General features: G+C 42.0%; 21 protein-coding genes. 18 read left to right on the top strand and 3 right to left on the bottom strand.

Annotation, left to right across the window (positions count from 1 at the left end; all coding sequences use genetic code 11):
* Nucleotides 1-321 precede the first annotated feature (321 nt).
* From D8863_RS08785 to D8863_RS08730, 12 genes are all read left to right on the top strand, one after another.
* A complete protein-coding gene (locus tag D8863_RS08785; RefSeq protein ID WP_000364986.1) occupies nucleotides 322-567 on the top strand; it encodes a YneF family protein in 246 nt (81 codons plus the stop codon).
* Nucleotides 568-772: 205 nt separating this feature from the next.
* The gene (gene racE, locus D8863_RS08780; RefSeq protein WP_042768027.1) at nucleotides 773-1,567 is read left to right on the top strand and encodes a glutamate racemase; all 795 of its coding nucleotides are present in this window, start codon (nucleotides 773-775) and stop codon (nucleotides 1,565-1,567) included.
* Nucleotides 1,525-2,535, top strand: coding sequence for a nucleoside-triphosphate diphosphatase (locus D8863_RS08775; protein ID WP_438827526.1), 1,011 nt, complete (start codon nucleotides 1,525-1,527; stop codon nucleotides 2,533-2,535). Before racE ends, D8863_RS08775 begins: the two co-directional genes overlap by 43 nt.
* Entirely contained in the window at nucleotides 2,511-3,032 is a 522-nt protein-coding gene (locus tag D8863_RS08770; RefSeq protein WP_125441683.1) for a metallophosphoesterase, read from the top strand. Before D8863_RS08775 ends, D8863_RS08770 begins: the two co-directional genes overlap by 25 nt.
* Nucleotides 3,029-3,490: a cyclic-di-AMP-binding protein CbpB gene (gene cbpB, locus D8863_RS08765; RefSeq protein WP_000560696.1), complete on the top strand. Its 462-nt coding sequence runs from the start codon at nucleotides 3,029-3,031 to the stop codon at nucleotides 3,488-3,490. Before D8863_RS08770 ends, cbpB begins: the two co-directional genes overlap by 4 nt.
* A complete protein-coding gene (gene xerD, locus D8863_RS08760; protein ID WP_312023393.1) occupies nucleotides 3,487-4,221 on the top strand; it encodes a site-specific tyrosine recombinase XerD in 735 nt (244 codons plus the stop codon). The genes cbpB and xerD overlap by 4 nt, the downstream gene beginning before the upstream one ends.
* Nucleotides 4,221-4,949, top strand: coding sequence for a segregation/condensation protein A (locus D8863_RS08755; RefSeq protein ID WP_000351888.1), 729 nt, complete (start codon nucleotides 4,221-4,223; stop codon nucleotides 4,947-4,949). Before xerD ends, D8863_RS08755 begins: the two co-directional genes overlap by 1 nt.
* Nucleotides 4,950-4,967: 18 nt before the next feature.
* Entirely contained in the window at nucleotides 4,968-5,537 is a 570-nt protein-coding gene (gene scpB / locus D8863_RS08750) for an SMC-Scp complex subunit ScpB (protein WP_125441681.1), read from the top strand.
* A complete protein-coding gene (locus tag D8863_RS08745; RefSeq protein WP_084942783.1) occupies nucleotides 5,524-6,246 on the top strand; it encodes a pseudouridine synthase in 723 nt (240 codons plus the stop codon). The genes scpB and D8863_RS08745 overlap by 14 nt, the downstream gene beginning before the upstream one ends.
* On the top strand, nucleotides 6,246-6,497 hold the full coding sequence (yidD, locus tag D8863_RS08740; RefSeq protein WP_125441680.1) for a membrane protein insertion efficiency factor YidD: 252 nt from the start codon (nucleotides 6,246-6,248) through the stop codon (nucleotides 6,495-6,497). The genes D8863_RS08745 and yidD overlap by 1 nt, the downstream gene beginning before the upstream one ends.
* 102 nt (nucleotides 6,498-6,599) lie before the next feature.
* A complete protein-coding gene (gene pepA, locus D8863_RS08735; RefSeq protein WP_125441679.1) occupies nucleotides 6,600-7,664 on the top strand; it encodes a glutamyl aminopeptidase in 1,065 nt (354 codons plus the stop codon).
* Nucleotides 7,665-7,682: 18 nt separating this feature from the next.
* Complete coding sequence (locus D8863_RS08730; protein WP_093585888.1) at nucleotides 7,683-7,979, top strand: bacteriocin immunity family protein; 297 nt, start codon at nucleotides 7,683-7,685, stop codon at nucleotides 7,977-7,979.
* A 96-nt stretch (nucleotides 7,980-8,075) separates the two neighbouring features.
* Here D8863_RS08730 and D8863_RS08725 read toward each other — a convergent pair whose 3' ends face one another.
* The gene (locus D8863_RS08725; RefSeq protein ID WP_125441678.1) at nucleotides 8,076-9,707 is read right to left on the bottom strand and encodes a Na/Pi cotransporter family protein; all 1,632 of its coding nucleotides are present in this window, start codon (nucleotides 9,705-9,707) and stop codon (nucleotides 8,076-8,078) included.
* A 332-nt stretch (nucleotides 9,708-10,039) separates the two neighbouring features.
* On the opposite strand from D8863_RS08725, the gene D8863_RS08720 reads away from it, so the two are divergent.
* On the top strand, nucleotides 10,040-14,764 hold the full coding sequence (locus D8863_RS08720) for an endo-beta-N-acetylglucosaminidase (protein ID WP_125441677.1): 4,725 nt from the start codon (nucleotides 10,040-10,042) through the stop codon (nucleotides 14,762-14,764).
* A gap of 117 nt (nucleotides 14,765-14,881) precedes the next feature.
* Here the strand turns inward: D8863_RS08720 and D8863_RS08715 are convergent, their stop codons facing one another.
* Both D8863_RS08715 and D8863_RS08710 read right to left on the bottom strand, forming a co-directional pair.
* Complete coding sequence (locus D8863_RS08715; protein ID WP_025168475.1) at nucleotides 14,882-15,250, bottom strand: hypothetical protein; 369 nt, start codon at nucleotides 15,248-15,250, stop codon at nucleotides 14,882-14,884.
* Between the two features lie 84 nt (nucleotides 15,251-15,334).
* The gene (locus D8863_RS08710; RefSeq protein WP_125441676.1) at nucleotides 15,335-16,261 is read right to left on the bottom strand and encodes a helix-turn-helix transcriptional regulator; all 927 of its coding nucleotides are present in this window, start codon (nucleotides 16,259-16,261) and stop codon (nucleotides 15,335-15,337) included.
* 353 nt (nucleotides 16,262-16,614) lie between these two features.
* Here D8863_RS08710 and D8863_RS08705 point away from each other — a divergent pair, with 353 nt between their 5' ends.
* From D8863_RS08705 to glnA, 5 genes are all read left to right on the top strand, one after another.
* On the top strand, nucleotides 16,615-17,814 hold the full coding sequence (locus D8863_RS08705; protein WP_001096770.1) for a phosphoglycerate kinase: 1,200 nt from the start codon (nucleotides 16,615-16,617) through the stop codon (nucleotides 17,812-17,814).
* A 159-nt stretch (nucleotides 17,815-17,973) separates the two neighbouring features.
* Nucleotides 17,974-22,617 (top strand): antigen I/II family LPXTG-anchored adhesin, encoded by a 4,644-nt coding sequence (locus D8863_RS08700; protein WP_125441675.1) that lies wholly within the window; start codon nucleotides 17,974-17,976, stop codon nucleotides 22,615-22,617.
* 133 nt (nucleotides 22,618-22,750) lie between these two features.
* Nucleotides 22,751-23,278, top strand: a complete 528-nt coding sequence (locus D8863_RS08695) for an FUSC family protein (protein WP_125441674.1) — start codon at nucleotides 22,751-22,753, stop codon at nucleotides 23,276-23,278.
* 76 nt (nucleotides 23,279-23,354) lie between these two features.
* A complete protein-coding gene (gene glnR, locus D8863_RS08690) occupies nucleotides 23,355-23,711 on the top strand; it encodes a transcriptional repressor GlnR (protein WP_000664333.1) in 357 nt (118 codons plus the stop codon).
* Between the two features lie 36 nt (nucleotides 23,712-23,747).
* Entirely contained in the window at nucleotides 23,748-25,094 is a 1,347-nt protein-coding gene (glnA, locus tag D8863_RS08685; RefSeq protein ID WP_001122885.1) for a type I glutamate--ammonia ligase, read from the top strand.
* Nucleotides 25,095-25,304 lie beyond the last annotated feature (210 nt).

Here is a 25,304-nt window from a genome sequence, read left to right as displayed (position 1 = left end):
TTTGTGTATTAGAAACCGCTTACATTTTATAAAGCAGTTTCGTTTAATTTGTTTCTATTTATCTCCTCACCTCCCATTCTAATGGTCGCTTAGCATTTGTCAAGAGGTTTTTGGTGAAAAACATATTTGAGATTGCTTTTTCTTAAAAAAGTAGAAGAAAGAGAGGAAAGGGTGGAATTATTCGTAATTTCATAGTTCAATCTGATTGTAAGACTAGCTTAGAATTGGCTTAACCCTCTCTTGAAAGCGTAAAACAAACTAGTCAGGAAAGTCACTTTATGGTATAATATAGAAGACTCAAAAAGAAACAGGAGAAATAGAATGGATTTACTTTTAGCAATTGTCTTGATTGTGCTAGCTTTTCTAGGAGGAGCTCTTGGAGGGATGTACTTGGTTCGTAAGCAAATCGAAAAAGAATTTGCGGACAACCCACGTTTGAATGCTGAGGCAGTTCGTGCTCTTTTGAGCGCAAATGGTCAAAAACCAAGCGAAGCCAAGGTACAACAAGTTTACCACCAAATCATCCGTCAACAAAAAGCAGCCCTTGCTAACAATAAAAAGAAATAAATAGGAAAAGTCTGGGATGAAAGTTCCAGACTTCTCACTATGTTCAATAGTTCTCAAGGATAAGACTTTTTCCTTGTATTCTATTGATATTTGATTATGATTAAGAGAGAGGCAGTTGACATTCTATCAAGCTGTCGGTCAAATCGTTCAGGACAAGAAATCATGATGAACTATCAATCAGAAAAAAGACTAGAAAGAAGACTGTATGGATAATCGACCAATTGGTTTTTTGGATTCAGGTGTTGGGGGCTTGACTGTTGTTCGTGAGCTCATGCGCCAGCTTCCCCATGAAGAAATCGTCTATATTGGAGATTCGGCGCGGGCGCCTTATGGACCCCGTCCTGCTGAGCAAATTCGTGAATATACTTGGCAGTTGGTCAACTTTCTCTTGACCAAGGATGTCAAGATGATTGTCATTGCTTGTAATACTGCGACTGCGGTCGTCTGGGAAGAAATCAAGGCGAAACTAGATATTCCCGTCCTAGGTGTGATTTTGCCAGGAGCTTCGGCAGCCATCAAGTCCAGTCAAGGTGGGAAAATTGGGGTGATTGGAACTCCCATGACGGTACAATCAGACATCTATCGTCAGAAAATTCATGATTTGGATCCAGACTTACAGGTGGAGAGTTTGGCCTGCCCCAAGTTTGCTCCCTTGGTGGAGTCTGGTGCCCTGTCGACCAGTGTAACCAAGAAAGTGGTTTATGAAACCCTGCGTCCCTTGGTTGGAAAGGTGGATAGTTTGATTTTGGGTTGTACCCATTACCCACTCCTTCGCCCTATCATCCAGAATGTCATGGGACCAGATGTAAAACTTATCGATAGTGGAGCAGAGTGTGTACGGGACATCTCTGTCTTGCTCAATTATTTTGAAATCAATCGTAGCCGGGATGCTAACCCGCTTCAGCACCGATTTTACACAACAGCTAGTAGCCAGAGTTTTGCTCAGATTGGAGCAGAATGGCTGGAAAAAGAGATTCATGTGGAGCATGTAACTTTATGACAAACAAAATTTATGAATACAAGGACGACCAGGACTGGTATGTCGGTGTCTGGGACGTCTATGGAGGCATCGACAGTCTCATCAAAGATCCGCTTGATCTTGATTTTATGGATTTGGCGCGGATTTTTCGTGATAAGGAAAATGGCTTTCCAATTACGATAACGGTGATGCGCTGGTCTTCTAACTTCCGTTTACTCTCTTTTATCGTTGAGATTTTAAATGCGGAAGCAGGACGTAACTTGGAAGTCATCCAACGTCAGGGAGCCCTACTCTTGGTAGAAAATGGGCAACTCCTGCATATAGAATTGCCTAAAGAGGGGGTCAATGTTCAAGACTTCTTTGAAACTAGCAAGGTTAGAGAAACCTTGTTGATTGCGACTCGTAACGAAGGCAAGACCAAGGAATTCCGAGCTATCTTTGACAAGCTGGGCTATGATGTGGAAAATCTCAATGATTACCCTGACCTACCTGAAGTAGCTGAAACAGGCATGACCTTCGAAGAAAATGCCCGGCTCAAGGCAGAAACCATTTCCCAATTAACAGGCAAGATGGTTTTAGCAGATGATTCTGGTCTCAAAGTCGATGTCCTCGGTGGCTTGCCAGGTGTCTGGTCAGCCCGTTTTGCAGGAGTGGGAGCGACTGATCGTGAAAACAATGCCAAGCTCTTGCACGAATTGGCCATGGTCTTTGATCTCAAGGACCGTTCGGCTCAGTTCCATACGACCCTAGTTGTAGCTAGTCCAAACAAGGAAAGCTTGGTTGTCGAAGCTGACTGGCCAGGTTATATCAACTTTGAACCCAAGGGCGAAAATGGCTTTGGCTATGATCCCCTTTTCCTTGTGGGAGAGACAGGCAAATCCTCAGCTGAATTAACCCTGGAAGAAAAAAATAGCCAATCCCACCGTGCCTTAGCCGTTAAGAAACTTTTGGAGGTATTTCCATCATGGCAAAGCAAACCATCATTGTAATGAGTGATTCCCATGGCGATAGCTTGATTGTGGAAGAAATTCGTGATCGCTATCTGGGGAAAGTCGATGCCATTTTTCACGATGGTGATTCTGAACTTCGTCCCGATTCTCCGCTCTGGGAGGGCATCTATGTCGTCAAAGGCAACATGGACTTTTATGCGGGCTATCCAGAACGTTTGGTGACTCAACTTGGTCCGACCAAGATCATCCAGACTCACGGACACTTGTTTGATATCAATTTCAACTTTCAAAAGTTGGACTACTGGGCTCAGGAAGAAGAAGCGGACATCTGTCTCTATGGTCACTTACATGTGCCAAATGCTTGGATGGAAGGAAAGACTCTTTTTCTCAATCCAGGCTCCATCAGTCAACCACGAGGCACTATTAGAGAATGTCTCTATGCCCGTGTGGAGATTGATGACAGCTATTTTAAAGTAGACTTTTTGACACGTGATCATGAGGTTTATCCAGGCTTGTCCAAGGAGTTTGCTCGATGATTGCCAAGGAATTTGAAGCATTTTTACTGGAGCAGGAAGAGACTTTTCTTACCCCTGCTGAGAATCTAGCAGCTTTGATTGATACCCATAACGCTGACCATGCGATTTTGGTGTTGAGCCAAATCACCTATACCCGTATCCCTGTTGTGACCTTTGACAAACGCTTTGTCGGAACCATTGGTCTGAGAGACATTTTGGCTTATCAAATGGAGCAAGGTTTGACGGATGAGCAGATGGCAACTACAGATATCGTCAATATGACCAAGACGGATGTAGCAGTCGTCGCTCCAGACTATAACATCACTGAAGTCCTCCATAAACTGGTAGATGAACCTTTCTTGCCAGTTGTAGATGATGAAGGAATTTTCCAAGGAATCATCACGCGCAAGTCCATCCTCAAGGCAGTTAATGCCCTCTTGCATGACTTTAGTAAGGAATATGAGATTCGATGCAAATGAGAGATAGGATTTCAGCCTTTTTAGAAGGAAAGCAGGGCTTGTCTGCCAATTCAAAGCAGTCTTATAGGTATGATCTGGAGCAATTTTTAGATATTGTGGGCGAGCGGGTCTCTGAGACCAGTCTCAAGATTTACCAAGCCCAGCTAGCCAATCTAAAAATCAGCGCCCAGAAGCGAAAACTTTCGGCCTGTAACCAATTTCTCTACTTTCTCTATCAAAGAGGAGAGCTGGACAGTTTTTACCGCTTGGAATTAGCCAAACAAGCTGAAAAGAAGACCGAAAAGCCAGCACTGTTAGACTTGGAGTCTTTTTGGCAGGAAAGTGACTATCCAGTAGGACGCTTGCTGGCGCTTCTTATCTTGGAAATAGGGCTCTTGCCTAGCGAGATTTTAGCCCTTAAGGTTGCAGATATCAATCTGGATTTTCAGGTGTTGCGAATTAACAAGGCTTCCCAACAGAGGATTGTAGCCATTCCTAGGACCTTGCTTTCAGAATTGGAACCCTTGATGGGGCAGACCTATCTCTTTGAAAGGGGAGGGAAAGCCTATTCTCGTCAGTGGGCCTTTCGTCAGCTGGAGTCCTTTGTCAAGGAGAAGGGGTTCCCAGCCTTATCAGCCCAAGCCTTGCGGGAACAGTTCATTCTAAGACAAATAGAAAACAAGGTCGATTTGTACGAAATTGCAAAAAAATTAGGATTAAAAACAGTCCTGACCTTAGAAAAATATAGATAATGGATATTAAATTAAAAGATTTTGAAGGGCCCTTGGACCTGCTCTTGCACTTGGTCTCAAAGTATCAGATGGATATCTACGATGTGCCTATTACAGAAGTTATCGAACAGTATCTAGCCTATGTCTCAACTCTGCAGGCCATGCGTCTGGAAGTGACGGGCGAGTACATGGTCATGGCCAGTCAGCTCATGCTGATCAAGAGCCGCAAGCTCTTGCCAAAGGTAGCTGAAGTGACAGACTTAGAGGATGACCTGGAGCAGGACCTTCTCTCCCAAATCGAAGAATACCGCAAGTTCAAGCTCTTGGGTGAGCACTTGGAGGCTAAGCACCAAGATCGGGCTCAGTACTATTCCAAAGCGCCAACAGAGTTGATTTACGAAGATGCGGAGCTTGTACATGACAAGACGACCATTGACCTCTTTTTGGCTTTTTCAAATATCCTAGCCAAGAAAAAAGAGGAATTTGCTCAGAATCATACAACTATCTTGCGAGATGAGTATAAGATTGAGGACATGATGGTCATCGTAAAAGAGTCCTTGACTGGACGAGACCAGTTGCGTTTACAGGATTTGTTCAAGGAAGCCCAGAATGTTCAAGAGGTCATTACCCTCTTTTTGGCAACCTTGGAGTTAATCAAAACTCAGGAACTGATCCTCGTGCAAGAGGAGAGTTTCGGAGATATCTATCTCATGGAAAAGAAGGAAGAAAGTCAAGAGGCACAAAGCTAGACTTGATAGAGAGGAAAGATGAGTACTTTAGCAGAAATAGAAGCGCTCTTGTTTGTAGCAGGTGAAGATGGGATTCGGGTCCGTCAGTTGGCTGAACTCCTCTCTCTGCCACCGACAGGCATCCAACAGAGTTTAGAAAAATTAGCCCAGAAATATGAAAAAGACCAAGAGTCGAGCTTGTCCCTGATCGAGACAGGTGGCGCTTACAGATTGGTCACCAAGCCTCAATTTGCTGCGATTTTGAAGGAATACTCCAAGGCACCCATCAACCAGAGCTTGTCTCGGGCTGCTCTTGAGACCTTGTCCATCATTGCCTACAAGCAGCCGATTACCCGAATTGAGATTGATGCTATTCGTGGGGTCAATTCTAGTGGAGCTCTAGCTAAGCTACAAGCTTTTGAATTGATAAGAGAAGACGGGAAAAAAGAAGTGTTGGGGCGCCCCAACCTCTATGTGACCACGGATTATTTCCTAGATTATATGGGAATTAACCATTTGGAAGAACTGCCAGAGATTGATGAGCTTGAGATTCAAGCCCAAGAAAGCCAATTATTTGGTGAAAGGATAGAAGAAGATGAGAATCAATAAATATATTGCCCACGCAGGTGTGGCCAGTAGGAGAAAAGCAGAAGAGCTGATCAAGCAAGGCTTGGTGACGGTCAACGGTCAAGTAGTTCGTGAACTAGCAACGACCATCAAGGCTGGAGACAAGGTAGAAGTTGAAGGTCAACCTATCTATAACGAAGAAAAGGTCTACTATCTGCTTAACAAACCACGCGGTGTGATTTCCAGTGTGACAGATGACAAGGGCCGCAAGACTGTTGTGGATCTCTTGCCCAATGTCAAAGAACGTATTTACCCAGTTGGACGTTTGGACTGGGATACGTCAGGGGTTTTGATTTTGACCAATGATGGGGACTTTACAGACGAGATGATTCACCCCCGTAATGAGATTGACAAGGTCTATGTCGCGCGTGTTAAAGGTGTGGCTAATAAGGAAAACCTTCGTCCCTTGACACGAGGAGTGGAGATTGAGGGTAAGAAAACCAAGCCAGCTGTCTATGAGATTCTCAAAGTGGATCCAGTTAAAAATCGCTCTGTGGTGCAGTTGACCATCCATGAAGGGCGTAACCACCAGGTTAAAAAGATGTTTGAAGCTGTCGGTCTTCAAGTGGACAAGTTGTCACGGACACGTTTTGGGCACCTAGACTTGACAGGCCTTCGTCCGGGTGAAGCCCGTCGCCTTAATAAAAAAGAAATCAGCCAACTACACACTATGGCTGTAACCAAGAAATAATGAAACGAATCTTAATAGCGCCAGTACGCTTTTACCAACGTTTTATCTCGCCAGCCTTTCCACCCTCTTGTCGCTTTGAGCCTACTTGTTCCAACTACATGATTCAGGCTATTGAAAAACATGGCATCAAGGGTGTTTTGATGGGCTTGGCTCGAATTTTACGTTGTCATCCCTGGTCGAAAACAGGGAAGGACCCCGTCCCAGACCACTTTTCTCTCAGACGAAATCATAAACAAAAAGAATCAGCCTGATTCTTTTTTGTATACTCTAGAAAGGAAGTTGGAAGATTAAGATTTCCACTATCCTTCTCTTATAAAAAGTGGTAAAATGGAGGACAGAAAGAAGGAACTGATATGACAACATTATTTTCAAAAATCAAAGAAGTAACAGAGCTTGCTGGGATCTCAGGTCATGAAGCACCTGTCCGGACTTATCTTCGTGAAAAGTTGACACCGCACGTGGATGAAGTAGTGACAGATGGATTAGGTGGTATTTTCGGTATCAAGCATTCAGAAGCTGCTGATGCGCCCCGTGTTTTGGTCGCATCTCACATGGACGAAGTTGGTTTTATGGTCAGCGAGATTAAGCCAGATGGTACCTTCCGTGTCGTTGAAATCGGTGGCTGGAATCCTATGGTGGTCAGCAGCCAACGCTTTAAACTCTTTACTCGTGACGGTCGTGAAATTCCAGTGATCTCAGGTTCTGTCCCTCCACATTTGACACGTGGAACAGGTGGGCCAACCATGCCAGCTATCTCTGATATCATTTTTGATGGTGGTTTTGCAGACAAGGCTGAGGCAGAAAGCTTTGGTATCCGTCCGGGTGACACCATTGTCCCTGATAGCTCCGCTATCTTGACAGCCAATGAAAAAAATATCATCTCAAAAGCTTGGGACAACCGCTATGGAGTTCTTATGGTTAGTGAGCTAGCAGAAGCCCTTTCAGGTCAAAAACTCGGGAATGAACTCTATCTTGGTGCCAACGTCCAAGAAGAAGTTGGTCTTCGTGGCGCTCATACTTCTACAACTAAGTTTGACCCAGAAGTCTTCCTAGCAGTTGACTGTTCACCTGCTGGTGATGTCTACGGTGGCCAAGGCAAGATTGGAGATGGCACCTTGATTCGCTTCTACGATCCAGGTCACTTGCTTCTCCCGGGTATGAAGGATTTCCTTTTGACAACGGCTGAAGAAGCTGGAATCAAGTACCAATACTACTGTGGAAAAGGCGGAACTGACGCTGGAGCAGCTCATCTGAAAAATGGTGGTGTCCCATCTACAACTATCGGGGTCTGCGCTCGTTATATCCATTCTCACCAAACTCTCTACGCGATGGATGACTTCCTAGAAGCTCAAGCTTTCTTACAAGCCTTGGTAAAAAAATTGGATCGCTCAACGGTTGATTTGATTAAAAATTATTAAGCATAAGGGAGGTGCCGGATGGCAGAAGCAAATCTAGAAAGCTTAATAAAAGACCTCTATAACCATGCCCGTCAGGGCTTGAGTGAAGATTTAGTTGCTGCTCTCCTAGAGACTGCTAAGAAACTGCCTACTACAAATGAGCAGTTACTAGCAGTCCGTCTCTCAGGACTGGTCACCCGTGAATTGCTCACCAATCCCAAACACCCAGCACCTGAATTGATAAACTTGGCTCGCTTTATCAAAAGAGAAGAAGCCAAGTACAGAGGAACCGCGGTTTCTGCTATTATGTTTGGAGAACTCTTTAAAATGCTTTGATTCCATTGTGAATCAAAGCATTTTTTTACGTTAGAAAAAATATTCTTGATTAAGAGACGAAAAAAAACCACCTAAATTAAGGTGGCTTCTTACCAATTAAATTTGTTCAGCGATGACCTTTTCAGCAAGGTTCATGGCGTGGTCAGATACACGAGTGTAATGGGAAATGATGTCGATAAAGTTGACTCCAGCTTGTGTAGAACACTCACCTTTGTTAAGGCGTTTGATGTGGGTCTTTCTGAGAATGCGTTCCATATTGTTGATTTCTTTATGGCGTTCAATCAGACTTTGAGCTTTCTCAGTATCGTTGTTTTCAACACTATCAAGGGCATCTTTGATGAACTCAGTGGTAGCATGATAAATCTCAGCTAGCTCTTTCAAAGCAGCATCAGAAAATTGAACATTCTTACGTTGAAGGTAGTCTGTTAGGTTGAGCAAGCCTTCTGCGTGGTCCCCAATCCGTTCCAAATCACGAGATGAATCCAGGATGTTGGTCAAGACTTCGCTTTCCTTTTGACTCAAGGATTCGCTTGAGAGTCTGATGAGGTAACGAGTGAGTTTTTCATCGATGGTGTTGATGGCTTCCTCTGTCTTGTGCCCTTTTTCAGCTACCTTTTCATCCAAACCGATGATATAGGTATAAGAAAGGTCAAAAGCTTTGGCTGCATAGTTCCCCAAGTGCAAAAGTTCTTTTTTGGCATTTCCTAGAGCGATAGAAGGAGATTGCTGGATAAGTTGCTCGTCGAGATAAAGGGGCTCGTACTTGACAACCTCGTCTTCACCAGGGATGAGCTTGGTTACAAAGTAGGCCAAGGCTCCGATGAATGGAAATTGTACAATGGTGTTACTTACGTTAAAGGCACCGTGCGAGAAGGCGATGGTCATCTCAGGTGAGAGGTGAAGGAGTGCCTGGAAGTACTCGATCATAGCAGTAAAGGGGCCTAATAGGATTAAGCAAAGAATAGTTCCTAAAACGTTAAAGGTAACGTGGGTTGCCGCAACGCGCTTTGCAGAGACATTGGCTCCAGCTGCGGCAATGATAACGGTTAGGGTTGTTCCGATATTATCTCCGAAGAGAACTGGTAGTGAACCTTTAAGGTCGAGGAAGCCACCTGCATAGAGGCCTTGCAAAATCCCGATTGTAGCCGAAGAGGCCTGAATGAGGACGGTAATCACTGCACCGGCCACCACTCCTAAAATGGGGTTTTGTCCCAAAGTGACCATATACTCCTTGAATTGTGGTAAATCTTTAAGTGGGCTCATACCGGCACTGATGAGGTTAAGGGCGTAGAAGATTCCCCCGACACCAAACAGGATGCGCCCGATATTGTTTGCTGTTCTGTTTTTTGTAAAGAAGAGGAACATGGTTCCAAGGAAAATCAAGGGTAAAGCATACTCGCCAAGCTTGAAACCGATGATAAAGGAAGTAACGGTGGTTCCGATGTTGGCTCCCATGATAATTCCGATAGCCTGTCTAAGAGTGAGAAGACTAGCGCTGACCAGTCCGACCGTGATAACTGTAACCCCCGTACTTGACTGAATGAGGGCAGTCACGACGATTCCGACTAGAACGCCTAAAAAGGGATTGCTAGTGTACTTGTCAATGTAAAAACGAAGGCGATCTCCAGCAGCTTGTTGCAAACCGTCTCCCATGGTCTTGATACTGTATAAAAACAGTCCTAGACCTCCTAAAAAGTGAAATAAAATTTCCTGCCAATTAATGGACATTTCTTTTTCCTCCGGAAAATAATAACGGAATTTCTCCTATTCTATTTTAAAGGATAAAAGTAAATCTCACAAGTGTTTAGCTGAAATTTTCATAAGAAACAAGAACTTTCTTTTAAAATGAGAGATAGATTCCCTTTAAGATAGATGATTTATAGGATTGTGTCCAAATTTTACTGATTATTATCCTAGTTATAGTTTTTATGTTAAATAGATTGACATCGCTTTCATATAGGATAAAATGAAGATGATCCTGTTCTGGTGTCGTACACTGAGAACAGTTACTTTTTATCAAAAAGTAAAGCGCTTACTTTATATTTTATTAGGAGGATAAGATGAAAAATCTATTTTTTGAAAAACGTTGCCGTTACAGTATTCGTAAGCTGTCAATCGGGGCTTGTTCCTTGATGATTGGTTCAGTTCTATTTGCGAGCCCAGCTCTTGCCGAACAAGTCGCAGTCCCTGAAACAGCTGCAAATACGAGCGCCCAAGCTACAAGAGCTAGTGAAACAGCTAATCCAGATACTGCAGCCCTTGAAAAACAATTAGAGGAAACAGAGAACAAAGTAGCTGAGCAACCAATTTCAGAAAACACTCCAGCAATAACGGATTTGGTTAATGAAAAAGAAGAGGCAAAACCCGCTCCGGCAGATAAAGCTGAAAAACCTGCTCAACCAACTGAAAAAGAAGAAGTTAAACCAGAGGAGGTTCCTCAAGTAGCTGAGAAGAAAGCCGACAAACCGACTCTAGCAGACGTTCCTAAAAATGAAGAAAAGAGTCTCCGACCAAAAGAAATCAAATTTGATACCTGGGAGGATTTGTTGAAATGGGAACCGGGTGCGCGTGAGGATGATCCCATCAACCGTTCCTCAGTTGAACTCGCCAAGCGCCATAGAGGTCAGTTGGTTAACGAAAAAGCAAGCAGAAGGGCCAAGGTTCAGGCGCTAGCAAATACCAACTCAAAGGCTAAAGACCACGCTTCTATTGGTGGAGAAGAATTCAAGGCCTACGCCTTTGATTACTGGCAATATTTGGATTCAATGGTCTTCTGGGAAGGTCTAGTTCCAACTCCAGATGTCATTGATGCAGGTCACCGCAACGGAGTTCCCGTTTATGGAACCCTCTTTTTCAACTGGTCAAATAGCATTGCCGACCAAGAGAAATTTGCAGCTGCCTTGAAACAAGACGCAGATGGCAGCTTCCCTATCGCACGGAAACTTGTCGATCTTGCTAAGTACTATGGCTTTGATGGCTATTTCATCAACCAAGAAACAACAGGGGAATTGGTAGCACCTCTTGGTGAAAAAATGCGCCAATTCATGCTCTATACAAAAGAATACGCAGCCAAAGTCAACCACCCGATCAAGTATGCTTGGTACGATGCCATGACCTACAAATACGGTCGTTACCACGAAGATGGTCTAGGTGATTACAACTACCAGTTCATGCAAAAAGAAGGTGACAAAGTCCCTGCAGATCAATTTTTTGCCAATTTCAACTGGAACAAGGAAAAGAATGACCACTCCGTAGAGATGGCCAAATGGCTAGAACGTAGCCAGTATGATGTCTTTGCAGGCTTGGAATTGCAACAAGGTGGCTCTTATAAGACCAAAGTCAAATGGGATGCCCTCTTAGATGATAAAGGCAAGTTGCGTCTGTCACTTGGACTCTTTGCACCAGATACGATTACCAGTCTAGGAAAAACAGGCGAAGACTACCACAAGAATGAAGACATCTTCTTCACAGGCTACCAAGGAGATCCAACGGCTCAAAAACCAGCAGATAAAGAGTGGTATGGAATTGCCAATTTAGTTGCTGACCGTACACCAGCAGTAGGTCGGACCTTCACGACCTCCTTTAATACAGGTCATGGTAGAAAATGGTTTGTAGACGGCAAAGTTTCTAAGGATTCTGAGTGGAACTACCGTTCTGTTTCAGGTGTTTTGCCAACATGGCGCTGGTGGCAGACTTCAACGGGGGAAAAACTTCGTGCAGAATATGACTTTACAGATGCCTATAATGGAGGAAACTCCCTTAAATTCTCAGGCGATGTAGCTGGTAAGACGGACCAGGATGTGAATTTGTATTCTACCAAACTAGAAGTAACTGAGAAAACCAAACTTCGTGTTGCCCATAAGGGAGGAAAAGGCTCTAAAGTTTATATGGCCTTCTCTACGACTCCAGACTACAAATTTGAGGATGCAGCTGCATGGAAAGAACTGACTCTCTCTGATGACTGGAAGAATGAAGAATTTGACCTTAGCTCACTAGCTGGAAAAACCATCTATGCAGTCAAACTCTTCTTTGAGCATGAAGGAGCTGTAAAAGATTATCAGTTCAACCTAGGACAATTGACAATTTCGGATAATCACCAAGCACCACAGGCACCGACGGGGCTATCTGTGGTGAAACAATCTCTTAAAAATGCCCAAGAAGCTGAAGCAGTGGTCCAGTTTGCGGGTAACCAAGATGCGGATTTCTATGAAGTCTACGAAAAAGATGGGGATAACTGGCGTTTGTTGACAGGATCATCTGCTTCAACCATCTACTTGCCAAAAGTTAGCCGCTCTGCTAATGCGACTGGTAGGACTCAGGAACTGAAAGTCGTTGCGGTTGGTAAAAATGGACTTCGTTCTGAAGCAGCGACGGCATTCTTTAACTGGGGGATGACAGTTCAGGATACGACCCTCCCAAGACCTTTAGCTGAAAATATCGTTCCAGGTGCAAAGGTCATAGGTAGCACTTTCCCAAATACTGAAGGTGGAGAAGGCATTGAAGGTATGTTGAACGGTACCATTACTAGCTTGTCAGATAAGTGGTCTTCAGCTCAGTTGAGCGGTAGTGTGGATATTCGTTTGACTAAGCCACGTACCGTTGTTAGATGGGTTATGGATCATGCAGGAGCCGGTGGTGAGTCTGTTAACGATGGTTTGATGAATACCAAAGACTTTGATCTTTACTACAAGGATACAGACGGTGAGTGGAAACTAGCTAAAGAAGTCCGTGGCAACAAAGCGCACGTTACGGATATCACTCTTGACAAACCAATTACTGCCCAAGACTGGCGCCTAAAAGTTATCACTTCAGATAATGGGACGCCTTGGAAAGCCATTCGTATCTACAATTGGAAGATGTACGAAACCTTGGATACAGAAAGCCAAAATATTCCAATGGCTAAGGTAGCTGCCCGTTCACTTGGAAACCATCAAGTTCAACTAGGCTTCTCTGATGTTCCAGCGGGTGCAACTATCACCGTTTACGACAAGGCAGACTCACAAACACCAATTGCAACCTTGAAGACTGAAACTGGTGGCGACCTGGCAACTGCACCATTGGCCTTTGACAAGCAACCAAATCTCCTCTACTATCGTACCCAACTACCTGGTAAAGAAATCAGTAACACCTTGGCAGTAGCGATTCCGCAGGATGAAAGAAAAATTGCTACAGTTAGCCTTGAAAAAGGACCTAAGAAGACAGTTTATAAAGAGGGAGAAAAACTGGACCTCAGAGGCGGAACCCTCCGTGTTCAATATGAAGGGGGACAAGCCGATGAGCTGATCAACCTTACTCACTCAGGTGTGACAGTATCTGGCTACAACGCTCATCAAAAAGGGGAACAAAAGCTCGCAGTCAGCTACCTTGGACTTCCAGTTACTGGAGACTTGAAGGTACAAGTGACTGGTCAAGATGAAGGGAAGCCGAAAGAAGTAGCAGGCTTGTACATTACTCAGAAACCGAAAACAGACTATCTAGTAGGAGAGCAACTGGATCTTGCCGAAGGTCGCTTCGGCGTTCTCTATGATGATGAGACAGAAGAAAGTCATGCCTTCACAGATCAAGGTGTTGAAATTACAGGCTACGATGCTCAAAAGACTGGTCGTCAGACCTTGACCTTGCATTACAAGGGGCACACCGCTGAGTTTGATGTTTTGGTTTCTCCAAAGGCTGCAGTCAATGATGAGTACCTAAAACAAGAAATCACTGCTGCCCAAGGCCGTCAGTCAACTCTTGCCTACACCTTCTCAAGCGAGGACAAACAAACAGCACTAGTAGAGAAGCTCAATGCAGCGAAAGCTGTAGCAGAAAACCATAATGCTAGCCAAGAAGAAGTCAATCGGGCTTTGAATGAGTTGAAACAAGCAGGGACAGCCTTGGATGGAAATCAACGTTATCAGACTGCTAGAGAAGAGTTGGAAGGCTTGCTCGAATCCGTCCGTGAAAAAGATCCTAAAGCGGAGTTGATTGAACAAGCAGAAACTTTGTTGGCTTCAGAAATGCCAACTCCACAAGCTTTTGCGGACATGAAAGAAAAGCTAAATAAGAAACTAGCTCCTGCAGAAGAAAGTCACCATGTTGGAAGTATGGATCCAAATGAAGTGGCCCCGACGGTTGAGGCCCTCCCTGAACTAGTTATTGAAACTGAAACAACAGCCTATGAACGTCAGGAGCGACCAAACTCCGAATTTCTCAAAGGACAACGCCGTGTTGTGCAAGCTGGAGTTGAAGGTCAAGTTCGTCTCTTTGTAGAAGTTGATGCTCAGGGCAAACGCACCCTTCATTCAACTGAGGTTGTTAAGGAAGCAATCCCAGAAATCACTGAAGTTGGGACAAAAGTTCTATCAAGCAACCAACCAGCTGAAGGTGTGAAAGATTTAGTTCTAGCAACTCCTAAACTGGAAATTGAAGAAGGGACAATTTCCTTCGGACGTCAGGAACGACCAAATGCAGCCCTTCTCAAAGGACAACGCCAGCTAGTTCAAGCAGGAGTTGAAGGTCAAGTTCGTCGCTTTGTAGAAGTTGATGCTCAGGGCAAACGCACTCTTCATTCCACTGAGGTTCTCAAGGAAGCTCTTCCAGAAATTGTTGAAGTAGGAACGAAAGAGGATCAAGTCTCACAAACAAGGGATCAAGCTCTTTCAGCAGCACCAACAAAAGTTGAAGAAGTAAGTAAAGAGCTGCCAAATACGGGAGCGACAAGAGATGCTAGTCTAGTAGCGCTGGGACTCCTCGGAGTAATGAGTGGCTACGGCTTGCTTGCTGGAAAGAAGAGAGAAGACTAATCAGATTTACGAATCTTGGATTTTCTTATAAAAATAAAAAACAAGGTTTGACTGTAGATTAGTCAGACCTTGTTTTTAGTTTTGAAATTGAAGAGTAAATTTGAAGCTAGATTTTTGTTATTCAATTCCTTGGATAAATTTTTGGAAACGATAGGTGTCGAAATAAATATTGGATGCAACTAATTTATCAAACTCATCGAATTTCAGAAATTCTGCGACATCCAGTTCTAGTTCTTTTCCTTGAGGAGAATGTAGACGGTAGCGATTTAAAGCTGAGACTGTTCGACCATCAACAAGTAATTGCTTCACTTCAAGATGCTGGCTCAAAGCATAGAATTGGCCTGCGCCTTGCAAATAAATATCACGTCCTTGTCGAATTTCTATACTATCGCACATGCCATAATCAAAGTTTTCAGCTACGAAATCTTCCCAGCCTCCCTCATTTACTGCCGTAAAATAGCTTTCTGCAAGTGTTTTTGTATCCATTTGGAACCTCCTGTAAAATAATTGGGCTATGATGAATATCACGAAATATTTTGCCCACTTAAGAGTATACAAAAGGCAATATGACTACAGGTTGTCATATTGCTGAAGATTTTTTTTGAGAGTACTGACCAGTAGATTTTGTAAGTGACTTGGAGATACGACCTTTACTTGATAACCAAAACTTAATAGTAAATCAAAAAATGAAGGAGTTAAAGCTCTAAATGCCTGAACTTTTATTATTTCGTCCTCGACTCTGATTTCTTCTTCCGTGAAGTAATCGTAGATTTTTGGAAGTGCAAATCTTGTAAAAACTAGTTCGATTTCTTCTCTTTGCCCCTCCACTTTATGTTTTGGGGGATTTAAAAAAAGCTCTAACTTTTCTTGAGATAAACGTGGATAATCGAATGATTTATCTTTTATCTCCACTGGTTCTAGTTCTCGAATTCGAGTTAATTTAAAAATACGAAAATCTAATTTCTCTAAGCAGTAACCGATAACATACCAAGCGTTCAGTTTATAGATCAATCTGTATGGAATAACTGTTCGCTGACTTTTCTCTTGTTTTTTCGAATAGTAAGAAAAAGAAATCATCTGTTCAGTTTGTATCGCTTCCTCAATTTCTAGTAAATAATTTGTATTAAGAGTCCAGGAACTGAGATCAAAGTAAAAAGGACTGTTTGCTCTTGTAATTTCTTGAGAAGACAGCTTGTGCTCGATACTGTCAAGACTTGAATGACCAACGATTTTACTAACATTTTGGCTCATATTAATGATAAACTGTCTCTCTTCCTCAGTGAAAAAGTTTCTGTCTATCTTATAGTCGCTTGGTATATAGAAACCTCCCTTATCTCCACGTTCCGAATAGATTGGGATCCCCGCTAAACTGAGTGTATCCATGTCTCTATATACAGTTCGAGTAGATATTTCAAACCTCTCTGCGATCTCTTTAGCTGTTATTCTCTTCTTATTTAAAAGAGACAGTAAAATATAGATTAGTCTTTCTAATTTCATCGTAGCAATTCTCCTTCTTTTAATCTCAAATAGCACAAACTAAAGAAACTATTTTAGTTATATTGTATAATAAGAAACCTAGCAATTCAAAAAGAAGGACTGTAGAGTTTAGAATATTAAGGATTAAAATGTTAGAAAAAGAATGGTATAGAAGTAATTAGGTAGATCAATCAAGAAATTTACCTAAATTATTCCAACCGAATTATGTGAAAATTGCCATTTCCCGTACGGTAATCCTAGATTTTTAGGTTAGTAGATAGAAGAATGAACAAGAAAAGTTTAGGGTTTTTCTATCTCTTTTGCGGATTTTGTGATATAATTAACACGTATAAAAAAAGAAGGAGTCATATCTAATGGCAAAATTGACTGTTAAAGACGTTGACTTGAAAGGGAAAAAAGTTCTCGTTCGTGTTGACTTCAACGTACCTGTTAAAGATGGCGTGATTACCAATGACAACCGTATCACTGCAGCTCTTCCAACTATCAAGTACATCCTTGAACAAGGTGGACGTGCAATCCTCTTCTCTCACCTTGGACGTGTAAAAGAAGAAGCAGACAAAGAAGGTAAATCACTTGCTCCTGTAGCTGCTGACTTGGCTGCTAAATTGGGACAAGAAGTTAAATTTATCCCAGGTGTTACACGTGGTGCTGAATTGGAAGCCGCTGTTAACGCTCTTGAAGATGGACAAGTTCTCTTGGTTGAAAACACTCGTTTCGAAGATGTTGATGGCAAGAAAGAATCTAAAAACGATCCTGAACTTGGTAAATACTGGGCATCACTTGGAGATGGCATCTTCGTAAACGATGCATTCGGTACAGCTCACCGTGCACACGCATCTAACGTTGGTATCTCAGCAAACGTTGAAAAAGCAGTTGCTGGTTTCCTTCTTGAAAACGAGATTGCTTACATCCAAGAAGCTGTTGAAGCTCCAGAACGTCCATTCGTAGCGATCCTTGGTGGTTCAAAAGTATCTGACAAGATCGGTGTCATCGAAAACTTGCTTGAAAAAGCTGATAAAGTGCTTATCGGTGGTGGGATGACTTACACATTCTACAAAGCTCAAGGTATCGAAATCGGTAACTCACTTGTAGAAGAAGACAAATTGGATGTTGCGAAAGCTCTTCTTGAAAAAGCAAACGGCAAATTGATCTTGCCAGTTGACTCAAAAGAAGCAAACGCATTTGCTGACTACACTGAAGTGAAAGACACTGAAGGTGAAGCGGTTGATCCAGGTTTCCTTGGTTTGGATATCGGTCCAAAATCTATCGCTAAATTTGACGAAGCTTTGACTGGTGCGAAAACAGTTGTATGGAACGGACCTATGGGTGTATTTGAAAACCCTGACTTCCAAGCTGGAACAATCGGTGTCATGGATGCTATCGTGAAACAACCAGGTGTTAAATCAATCATCGGTGGTGGTGACTCAGCTGCCGCAGCCATCAACCTTGGCCGTGCAGACAAGTTCTCATGGATCTCTACTGGTGGTGGAGCATCAATGGAACTCCTTGAAGGTAAAGTTCTTCCAGGATTGGCAGCCTTGACTGAAAAATAAATAGTTAACTAAAGGAAGATGGTGTGACCATCTTCTTTTTAATTTATAAATAGGTGGAATTTTTCTATAAATAAAAAAAAGAGTAAATATTTGCATCCTGCCTTGTAAAGTGCTAATATGAAAAGTAACGACTAAATTTAGATAAGGAAAAGGATTATAATGAAAAATAAAAAAGAAGTCTATGGATTTCGTAAAAGCAAAGTTGCGAAAACGTTGTGTGGTGCTGTTTTAGGAACTGCTTTGATTGCTTTTGCAGACAAAGCAGTATTTGCTGATGAAGTTACAGAGACAACTAGTACAAGTACAGTTGAGGTAGCTACTACAGGGAACCCAGCCACAAATCTACCTGAAGCTCAGGGTGAAATGAGCCAAGTTGCCAAAGCAAGCCAAGCTAAGGCTGGTTCTAAAGACTCAGCTTTGCCAGTAGAAGTATCATCAGCTGATTTGGATAAAGCAGTTGCTGATGCAAAATCTGCAGGAGTTAAGGTAGTTCAAGATGAAACAAAAGACAAAGGAACAGCCACAACTGCTACAGAGAATGCTCAAAAACAAGATGAGATTAAAAGCGACTATGCTAAACAGGCTGAAGAAGTAAAGACAACAACTGAAGCATATAAAAAAGAAGTCGCAGCTCATCAGGCTGAAACAGATAAAATCAATGCTGAAAACAAAGCAGCGGATGACAAGTACCAAAAAGATCTAAAAAGTCATCAAGAAGAAGTTGAAAAAATCAACACTGCTAATGCAACAGCTAAAGCAGAATATGAGGCTAAGCTAGCACAATATCAAAAAGATTTAGCAACTGTCAAAAAAGCAAATGAAGATAGTCAACAGGATTATCAAAATAAACTTTCAGCTTACCAGACAGAATTAGCTCGAGTACAAAAAGCTAATGCTGAAGCTAAAGAGGCTTATGATAAAGCAGTAAAAGAAAATACAGCTAAAAACGAAGCGCTTAAAGCTGAAAATGAAGCGATTAAACAGCGTAATGAAACTGCAAAAGCGAATTATGAAGCAGCGATGAAGCAGTATGAAGCAGACCTTGCAGCTATTAAGAAAGCTAAAGAGGATAATGATGCTGATTATCAAGCTAAATTAGCAGCTTATCAAACAGAATTGGCACGTGTTCAAAAGGCTAATTCTGATGCAAAAATAGCCTATGAAAAGGCTGTTGAAGAAAACACAGCTAAAAACAATGCTATCCAAGCTGAAAATGAAGCTATTAAACAACGAAATGAAACAGCCAAGGCAACTTATGAGGCTAAAATAGCACAATACGAAAAAGACTTGGCAGCAGTCAAACAAGCGAATGCAGCTAACGAAACAGACTACCAAACTAAGTTAGCGGCTTATCAGACAGAACTAGCTCGTGTTCAAAAGGCAAATGCTGATGCTAAAGCAGCTTATGAGAAGGCTGTTGAAGAAAACACAGCTAAAAATGCAGCGCTCCAAGCTGAAAACGAAGAAATCAAGCAACGGAATGCCGCGGCTAAAACTGACTATGAAGCAAAATTAGCTAAATATGAAGCTGATCTTGCCAAATATAAGAAAGAGTTGGCTGAGTATCCGGCTAAGTTGCAGGCTTATAAAGATGAGCAGGCTAAAATTAAGGCAGCTATGGCTTTAGCAGAATCAAAGAAGAATGAAGATGGAAACTTGAGTCGCCCAAGTGCTCAAAGTTTGATTTTCAAATCGGAGCCTAATGCTGAACTTTCATTGACTACAACTGGTGAATTTGTTAGCTATACTGGCATGGAAGCAGCTGTGAAGAATACTGCAGAATTTGCCAATAAACTCTTCCAGTTGGATAACTTTAAAGTAACAGACATTCAAAATGCTAACTACCAGACAAACAAACAGGAAAGCTTTGGTACAGTCGGTAAGTATTCTGAGTACAATTCAAATGTAACAAGTGGTAAGGGACCAACTGAATGGTCTTCAGTCCTGCTGAAACGAGGTCAGTCTGCAACAGCAACTTATACGAATCTTCAGGGGACTTACTATCAAGGGAAAAAAGTTTCTAAAATCGTCTATACTTATACTCTTGATCCTAGTTCCAAGTTCCGCAATGATAAGGCTTGGTTGGGAATTTTTAAAGACCCAACGATGGGGGTTTTCGCTTCGGCTTATACTGGTAATACAGAAGATGCTACCTCTCTCTTCGTTAAGACTGAGTTTCAATTCTATGATGAAGATGGTCAAATTATTAATTTTGACAAGGCCTTGATGTCTGTAGCGTCTCTTAACCGCGAAGCAAACTCAATCGAGATGGCTAAAGATTATACTGGGAATTTCATCAAAATTTCGGGTTCTTCAGTTGGTGAAAAGAACGGCCAAATTTATGCGACAGAATCTGAAAACTTCAAAAAAGGAGTTGGTGGTTCCCGCTTCACCATGTATAAGAATAGTCAACCAGATTCTGGTTGGGATAATGCAGATGCACCAAACTCTTGGTATGGTGCGGGAGCAGTGGAAATCTCAGGTCCTTCAAATAGTATGACTATCGGAACAATTTCGTCTTCAGAAGTGTTGGGACAGCCTGCAGCGAATGATCCACGTAGAGCAGAGAAATTATCTCCCAAAAAGCCAAATATTTGGTTTGCGATTAACGGAAATGTTCGAGCAACTAATTTGCCAACCATCACATTAGAAAAACCAACTCCGCCAGTAGAACCAACTGCACCACAAGCTCCTACTTATGAGACAGAGAAACCATTGGAACCAGCTCCAGTAGCACCAAGCTACGAAAATGAGCCAACACCACCGGTAAAAACTCCAGATCAACCAGAGCCATCAAAACCAGAAGAGCCAACATATGAGACAGAGAAACCATTGGAACCAGCTCCAGTAGCACCAAGCTACGAAAATGAGCCAACACCACCGGTAAAAACTCCAGATCAACCGGAGCCATCAAAACCAGAAGAGCCAACATATGAGACAGAGAAACCATTGGAACCAGCTCCAGTAGCACCAAGCTATGAAAATGAGCCAACTCCACCGGTAAAAACTCCAGATCAACCAGAGCCATCAAAACCAGAAGAGCCAAATTATGATCCATTGCCAACTCCGCCGGTAGCACCAACTCCTAAGCAGTTGCCAACACCACCAGCGGTGCCAACAGTTCACTTCCATTACAATCGTCTTTTTGCACAACCTCAGATTAATAAAGAAATTAAAAATGAGGATGGAGTAGATATCGATCGTACTCTAGTTGCTAAGCAGTCTGTAGTGAAGTTTGAGTTGAAAACAGAAGCGTTGACAGCTGGTCGTCCAAGAACAACTTCATTTGTATTGGTAGATCCACTTCCAACAGGCTATCAGTTTGATTTGGAAGCAACCAAGGCTGCAAGCAAAGGTTTTGAAACAAGCTATGATAAAGCTAGTCACACTGTAACCTTTAAGGCTACTGAGGAGACCTTGGCAACATACAATGCTGACTTAACTAAACCTGTTGAGACTCTTCATCCAACGGTTGTTGGTCGAGTCTTGAACGATGGGGCAACTTATACTAATAACTTCACTCTGACAGTCAACGATGCCTACGGTGTCAAGTCAAACATTGTTCGTGTAACGACTCCAGGTAAACCAAATGATCCTGACAATCCAAATAACAACTACATCAAGCCTTTGAAAGTTAACAAGAACAAGCAAGGTTTGAATATTGATGGCAAAGAAGTTCTAGCTGGTTCAACGAACTACTATGAACTCACATGGGATTTGGACCAATACAAGGGAGATAAATCTTCTAAAGAAGCAATTCAAAATGGTTTCTACTATGTGGATGATTATCCAGAAGAAGCCTTAACCCTTCAACCAGAATTGGTTAAGATTCGTGATCTAGAGGGCAATCTTGTATCAGGTATCAGTGTTCAACAGTTTGATAGTTTAGAAGCTGCGCCTAAGAAGGTTCAAGATCTGTTGAAGAAAGCAAACATCACTGTTAAAGGTGCTTTCCAACTCTTCTCAGCTGATAATCCAGCCGAATTCTACAAGAACTATGTAGCAGCAGGAAAATCATTGCTCATCACAGATCCGATGACAGTTAAACCTGAATTTGGGCAAACGGGTGGTAAGTACGAAAACAAAGCCTACCAAATTGATTTTGGAAATGGCTATGCTACAGAAGTAGTTGTCAACAATGTACCGAAAATCACACCGAAAAAAGATGTGACAATCAGTATGGATCCAAGCAGTGACAATATTGATGGCCAAACAATTCCGTTGAACCAGTACTTCAATTATCGTTTGATTGGTGGTTTGATTCCGCAAAATCATTCTGAGGACTTGAATGACTATAGTTTTGTAGATGATTATGACCAAAAAGGTGATCAATACACTGGAAACTATAAAGTTCTTGCCAAGGTTGATATCCGATTGAAAGACGGTCGTGTTATCAAGGCAGGGACAGACTTAACAGCTGAAACACAGGTTGAACATGATCAAGATAAGGGAATGATTACCATTCGCTTCAAGGAAGAATTCCTTCAAGAGATTCAGTTGGATTCTCCATTCCAGGCTGAGACTTATATTCAAATGAAACGAATTGCTGTCGGAACCTTTGAAAATACCTATGTAAATACTGTGAATAAAGTTGCTTACGCTTCAAATACAGTTCGTACGACAACGCCAGAACCTAAGAAACCAGAGGAGCCAACAACTCCTAATCCAAATCCAAAAGGTAACCCAACTCTACCTCAAACAGGTACAAATGATTCAAGCTACATGCCATATCTTGGTCTAGCAGCTTTAGTAGGAGTTTTAGGGCTTGGTCAGTTGAAACGGAAAGAAGACGAAAGCAAGTAAGCTCTAAAAGTTAAATAGAAAAGAGGAACTCTGTTTCCTCTTTTTTATAGCCCGAAATTAAAAACGCTTCCTATTGATTTTCACTCATAAAATCAATTAATTTATGTTAAAATGGTAGTAGAAAGTTGAGATTATGAGTTATTTTAAAAAATATAAATTTGATAAGTCACAGTTCAAGCTTGGGATGCGAACCTTCAAAACGGGGATTGCCGTATTTATAGTTCTCTTGATTTTTGGTTTTTTTGGCTGGAAGGGGCTTCAAATCGGAGCATTAACAGCGGTCTTCAGTTTACGAGAGAGTTTTGATAAGAGCGTCCATTTTGGAACTTCGCGTATCTTAGGAAATAGCATCGGAGGTTTTTACGCCCTTGTCTTTTTCCTCTTAAACACTTTATTTCAAGGAGCCTTTTGGGTAACCTTACTAGTTGTTCCGATTTGCACCATGTTAACCATTATGACAAATGTTGCTATGAACAATAAGGCAGGAGTTATCGGTGGTGTGGCAGCTATGTTGATCATTACCCTATCAATACCAAGCGGAGAAACATTTTTGTACGTATTTGCACGTGTATTTGAAACATTTATGGGAGTTTTTGTCGCAATCCTTGTTAATTATGATATTGAGCAACTGAAACTCTTTTGGGAGAAAAAAAGAAAATAATGTTACATTTTATGACATTATTCGTTGACGTATGTCTTTTTTTAGACTATAATAGACAGGAAGAAGGAAATTGTAAATGAAGGAAAGAGAATTTCGCCGAAATATGGCTGTTTTTCCTATCGGCAGTGTTATGAAATTGACCGATCTCTCGGCGCGTCAGATTCGTTATTATGAAGATCAAGAGTTGATCAAACCTGATCGAAACGAAGGGAACCGTCGCATGTATTCCTTGAATGACATGGATCGTCTGCTTGAAATCAAAGATTATATCTCTGAAGGTCATAATATTGCTGCGATTAAGAAAAAATATGCTGAACGCGAGGCGAAGTCCAAGAAAGCTGTGAGTCAGACGGAAGTGCGTCGTGCACTCCACAATGAACTCCTCCAGCAGGGGCGCTTTGCTTCAGTACGGTCACCCTTTGGTCGCGGTTAGGCAATCGCAAGTAGTCATATATTAAGGAGAAAACCCATGCCAATCACAGCTGCAGATATTCGTCGTGAAGTCAAGGAAAAAAATGTTACCTTTATCCGTCTCATGTTTTCAGATATTCTGGGAACCATGAAAAACGTCGAAATTCCTGCTACAGATGAACAGTTAGATAAGGTCTTGTCAAACAAAGCTATGTTTGATGGCTCTTCTATTGAAGGTTTTGTACGTATCAATGAGTCAGATATGTACTTGTACCCAGATTTGGATACATGGACAGTCTTCCCATGGGGAGATGAAAATGGAAGTGTTGCAGGTTTGATCTGTGATGTCTATACAACAGAAGGCGAACCATTTGCAGGTGACCCTCGTGGTAATCTGAAGCGTGCACTTCGTCATATGGAAGAAGTAGGATTCAAATCTTTCAACCTTGGTCCAGAACCAGAATTCTTCCTCTTTAAGCTGGATGAAAATGGGGATCCAACTCTTGAGGTAAATGACAAGGGTGGCTACTTTGATTTGGCGCCTACTGACCTTGCGGACAATACACGTCGTGAAATTGTCAATGTCTTGACCAAAATGGGATTTGAAGTTGAAGCGAGTCACCACGAGGTTGCGGTTGGACAACACGAGATTGACTTTAAGTACGATGAAGTTCTCCGTGCCTGCGATAAGATTCAAATCTTTAAGCTTGTTGTTAAAACCATTGCTCGCAAACATGGCCTTTACGCAACCTTTATGGCGAAACCGAAATTTGGTATTGCTGGATCAGGTATGCACTGTAATATGTCCTTGTTTGATGCAGAAGGAAACAATGCTTTCTTTGATCCAAATGATCCAAAAGGAATGCAGTTGTCTGAAACGGCCTACCATTTCCTTGGTGGTTTGATTAAGCATGCATACAACTATACTGCCATCATGAACCCAACGGTTAACTCATACAAACGTTTGGTTCCAGGTTATGAAGCGCCTGTTTACATTGCTTGGGCTGGTCGTAACCGTTCGCCACTTGTGCGCGTGCCGGCTTCACGTGGTATGGGAACTCGTCTTGAGTTGCGTTCAGTGGACCCAATGGCAAACCCATACATTGCTATGGCTGTTCTTTTGGAAGTTGGTTTGCATGGTATTGAAAACAAAATCGAAGCACCAGCTCCTATCGAAGAAAATATCTACATCATGACAGCAGAAGAGCGTAAGGAAGCTGGAATCACTGATCTTCCATCAACTCTTCATAACGCCTTGAAAGCTTTGACTGAGGATGAAGTGGTCAAGGCAGCCCTAGGTGAACACATCTACACTAGTTTCCTTGAAGCCAAACGTATCGAGTGGGCTAGCTATGCGACCTTTGTTTCACAATGGGAAGTTGATAATTATCTTGACTTATATTAAGAATATAAAAAGATTGTCTGATTGGACAATCTTTTTTATTTTTGCAAAAATTTAAATGGATTTTGATGCTGTTTTTAGTATAGTTATTATATAGAAATACAGAAAATGAGAAAGAGTGAATTATGCATTAAAAAGAAATAATATTCTGAAAATAACTAGAAAATGACGTTCATAAATTTTCGTTATACCTATTTAATGCAGTAGTGTGGC

Source organism: Streptococcus oralis (genome assembly GCF_003943825.1).
In the GTDB taxonomy this organism is placed as follows: domain Bacteria; phylum Bacillota; class Bacilli; order Lactobacillales; family Streptococcaceae; genus Streptococcus; species Streptococcus oralis_CD.
This window is presented reverse-complemented; position numbering and strand designations above follow the sequence as displayed.

Coding starts and splice junctions, on each gene's coding strand:
- D8863_RS08755 (WP_000351888.1), top strand. CDS start 4,221: ATGGATATTAAATTAAAAGATTTTGAAGGGCCCTTGGACCTGCTCTTG.
- D8863_RS08715 (WP_025168475.1), bottom strand. CDS start 15,250: ATGGATACAAAAACACTTGCAGAAAGCTATTTTACGGCAGTAAATGAG.
- D8863_RS08770 (WP_125441683.1), top strand. CDS start 2,511: ATGGCAAAGCAAACCATCATTGTAATGAGTGATTCCCATGGCGATAGC.
- pepA (WP_125441679.1), top strand. CDS start 6,600: ATGACAACATTATTTTCAAAAATCAAAGAAGTAACAGAGCTTGCTGGG.
- D8863_RS08775 (WP_438827526.1), top strand. CDS start 1,525: ATGGCTGGAAAAAGAGATTCATGTGGAGCATGTAACTTTATGACAAAC.
- xerD (WP_312023393.1), top strand. CDS start 3,487: ATGAGAGATAGGATTTCAGCCTTTTTAGAAGGAAAGCAGGGCTTGTCT.
- glnR (WP_000664333.1), top strand. CDS start 23,355: ATGAAGGAAAGAGAATTTCGCCGAAATATGGCTGTTTTTCCTATCGGC.
- D8863_RS08695 (WP_125441674.1), top strand. CDS start 22,751: ATGAGTTATTTTAAAAAATATAAATTTGATAAGTCACAGTTCAAGCTT.
- D8863_RS08720 (WP_125441677.1), top strand. CDS start 10,040: ATGAAAAATCTATTTTTTGAAAAACGTTGCCGTTACAGTATTCGTAAG.
- D8863_RS08745 (WP_084942783.1), top strand. CDS start 5,524: ATGAGAATCAATAAATATATTGCCCACGCAGGTGTGGCCAGTAGGAGA.
- D8863_RS08725 (WP_125441678.1), bottom strand. CDS start 9,707: ATGTCCATTAATTGGCAGGAAATTTTATTTCACTTTTTAGGAGGTCTA.
- D8863_RS08700 (WP_125441675.1), top strand. CDS start 17,974: ATGAAAAATAAAAAAGAAGTCTATGGATTTCGTAAAAGCAAAGTTGCG.
- yidD (WP_125441680.1), top strand. CDS start 6,246: ATGAAACGAATCTTAATAGCGCCAGTACGCTTTTACCAACGTTTTATC.
- cbpB (WP_000560696.1), top strand. CDS start 3,029: ATGATTGCCAAGGAATTTGAAGCATTTTTACTGGAGCAGGAAGAGACT.
- scpB (WP_125441681.1), top strand. CDS start 4,968: ATGAGTACTTTAGCAGAAATAGAAGCGCTCTTGTTTGTAGCAGGTGAA.
- D8863_RS08710 (WP_125441676.1), bottom strand. CDS start 16,261: ATGAAATTAGAAAGACTAATCTATATTTTACTGTCTCTTTTAAATAAG.
- racE (WP_042768027.1), top strand. CDS start 773: ATGGATAATCGACCAATTGGTTTTTTGGATTCAGGTGTTGGGGGCTTG.
- glnA (WP_001122885.1), top strand. CDS start 23,748: ATGCCAATCACAGCTGCAGATATTCGTCGTGAAGTCAAGGAAAAAAAT.
- D8863_RS08785 (WP_000364986.1), top strand. CDS start 322: ATGGATTTACTTTTAGCAATTGTCTTGATTGTGCTAGCTTTTCTAGGA.
- D8863_RS08705 (WP_001096770.1), top strand. CDS start 16,615: ATGGCAAAATTGACTGTTAAAGACGTTGACTTGAAAGGGAAAAAAGTT.
- D8863_RS08730 (WP_093585888.1), top strand. CDS start 7,683: ATGGCAGAAGCAAATCTAGAAAGCTTAATAAAAGACCTCTATAACCAT.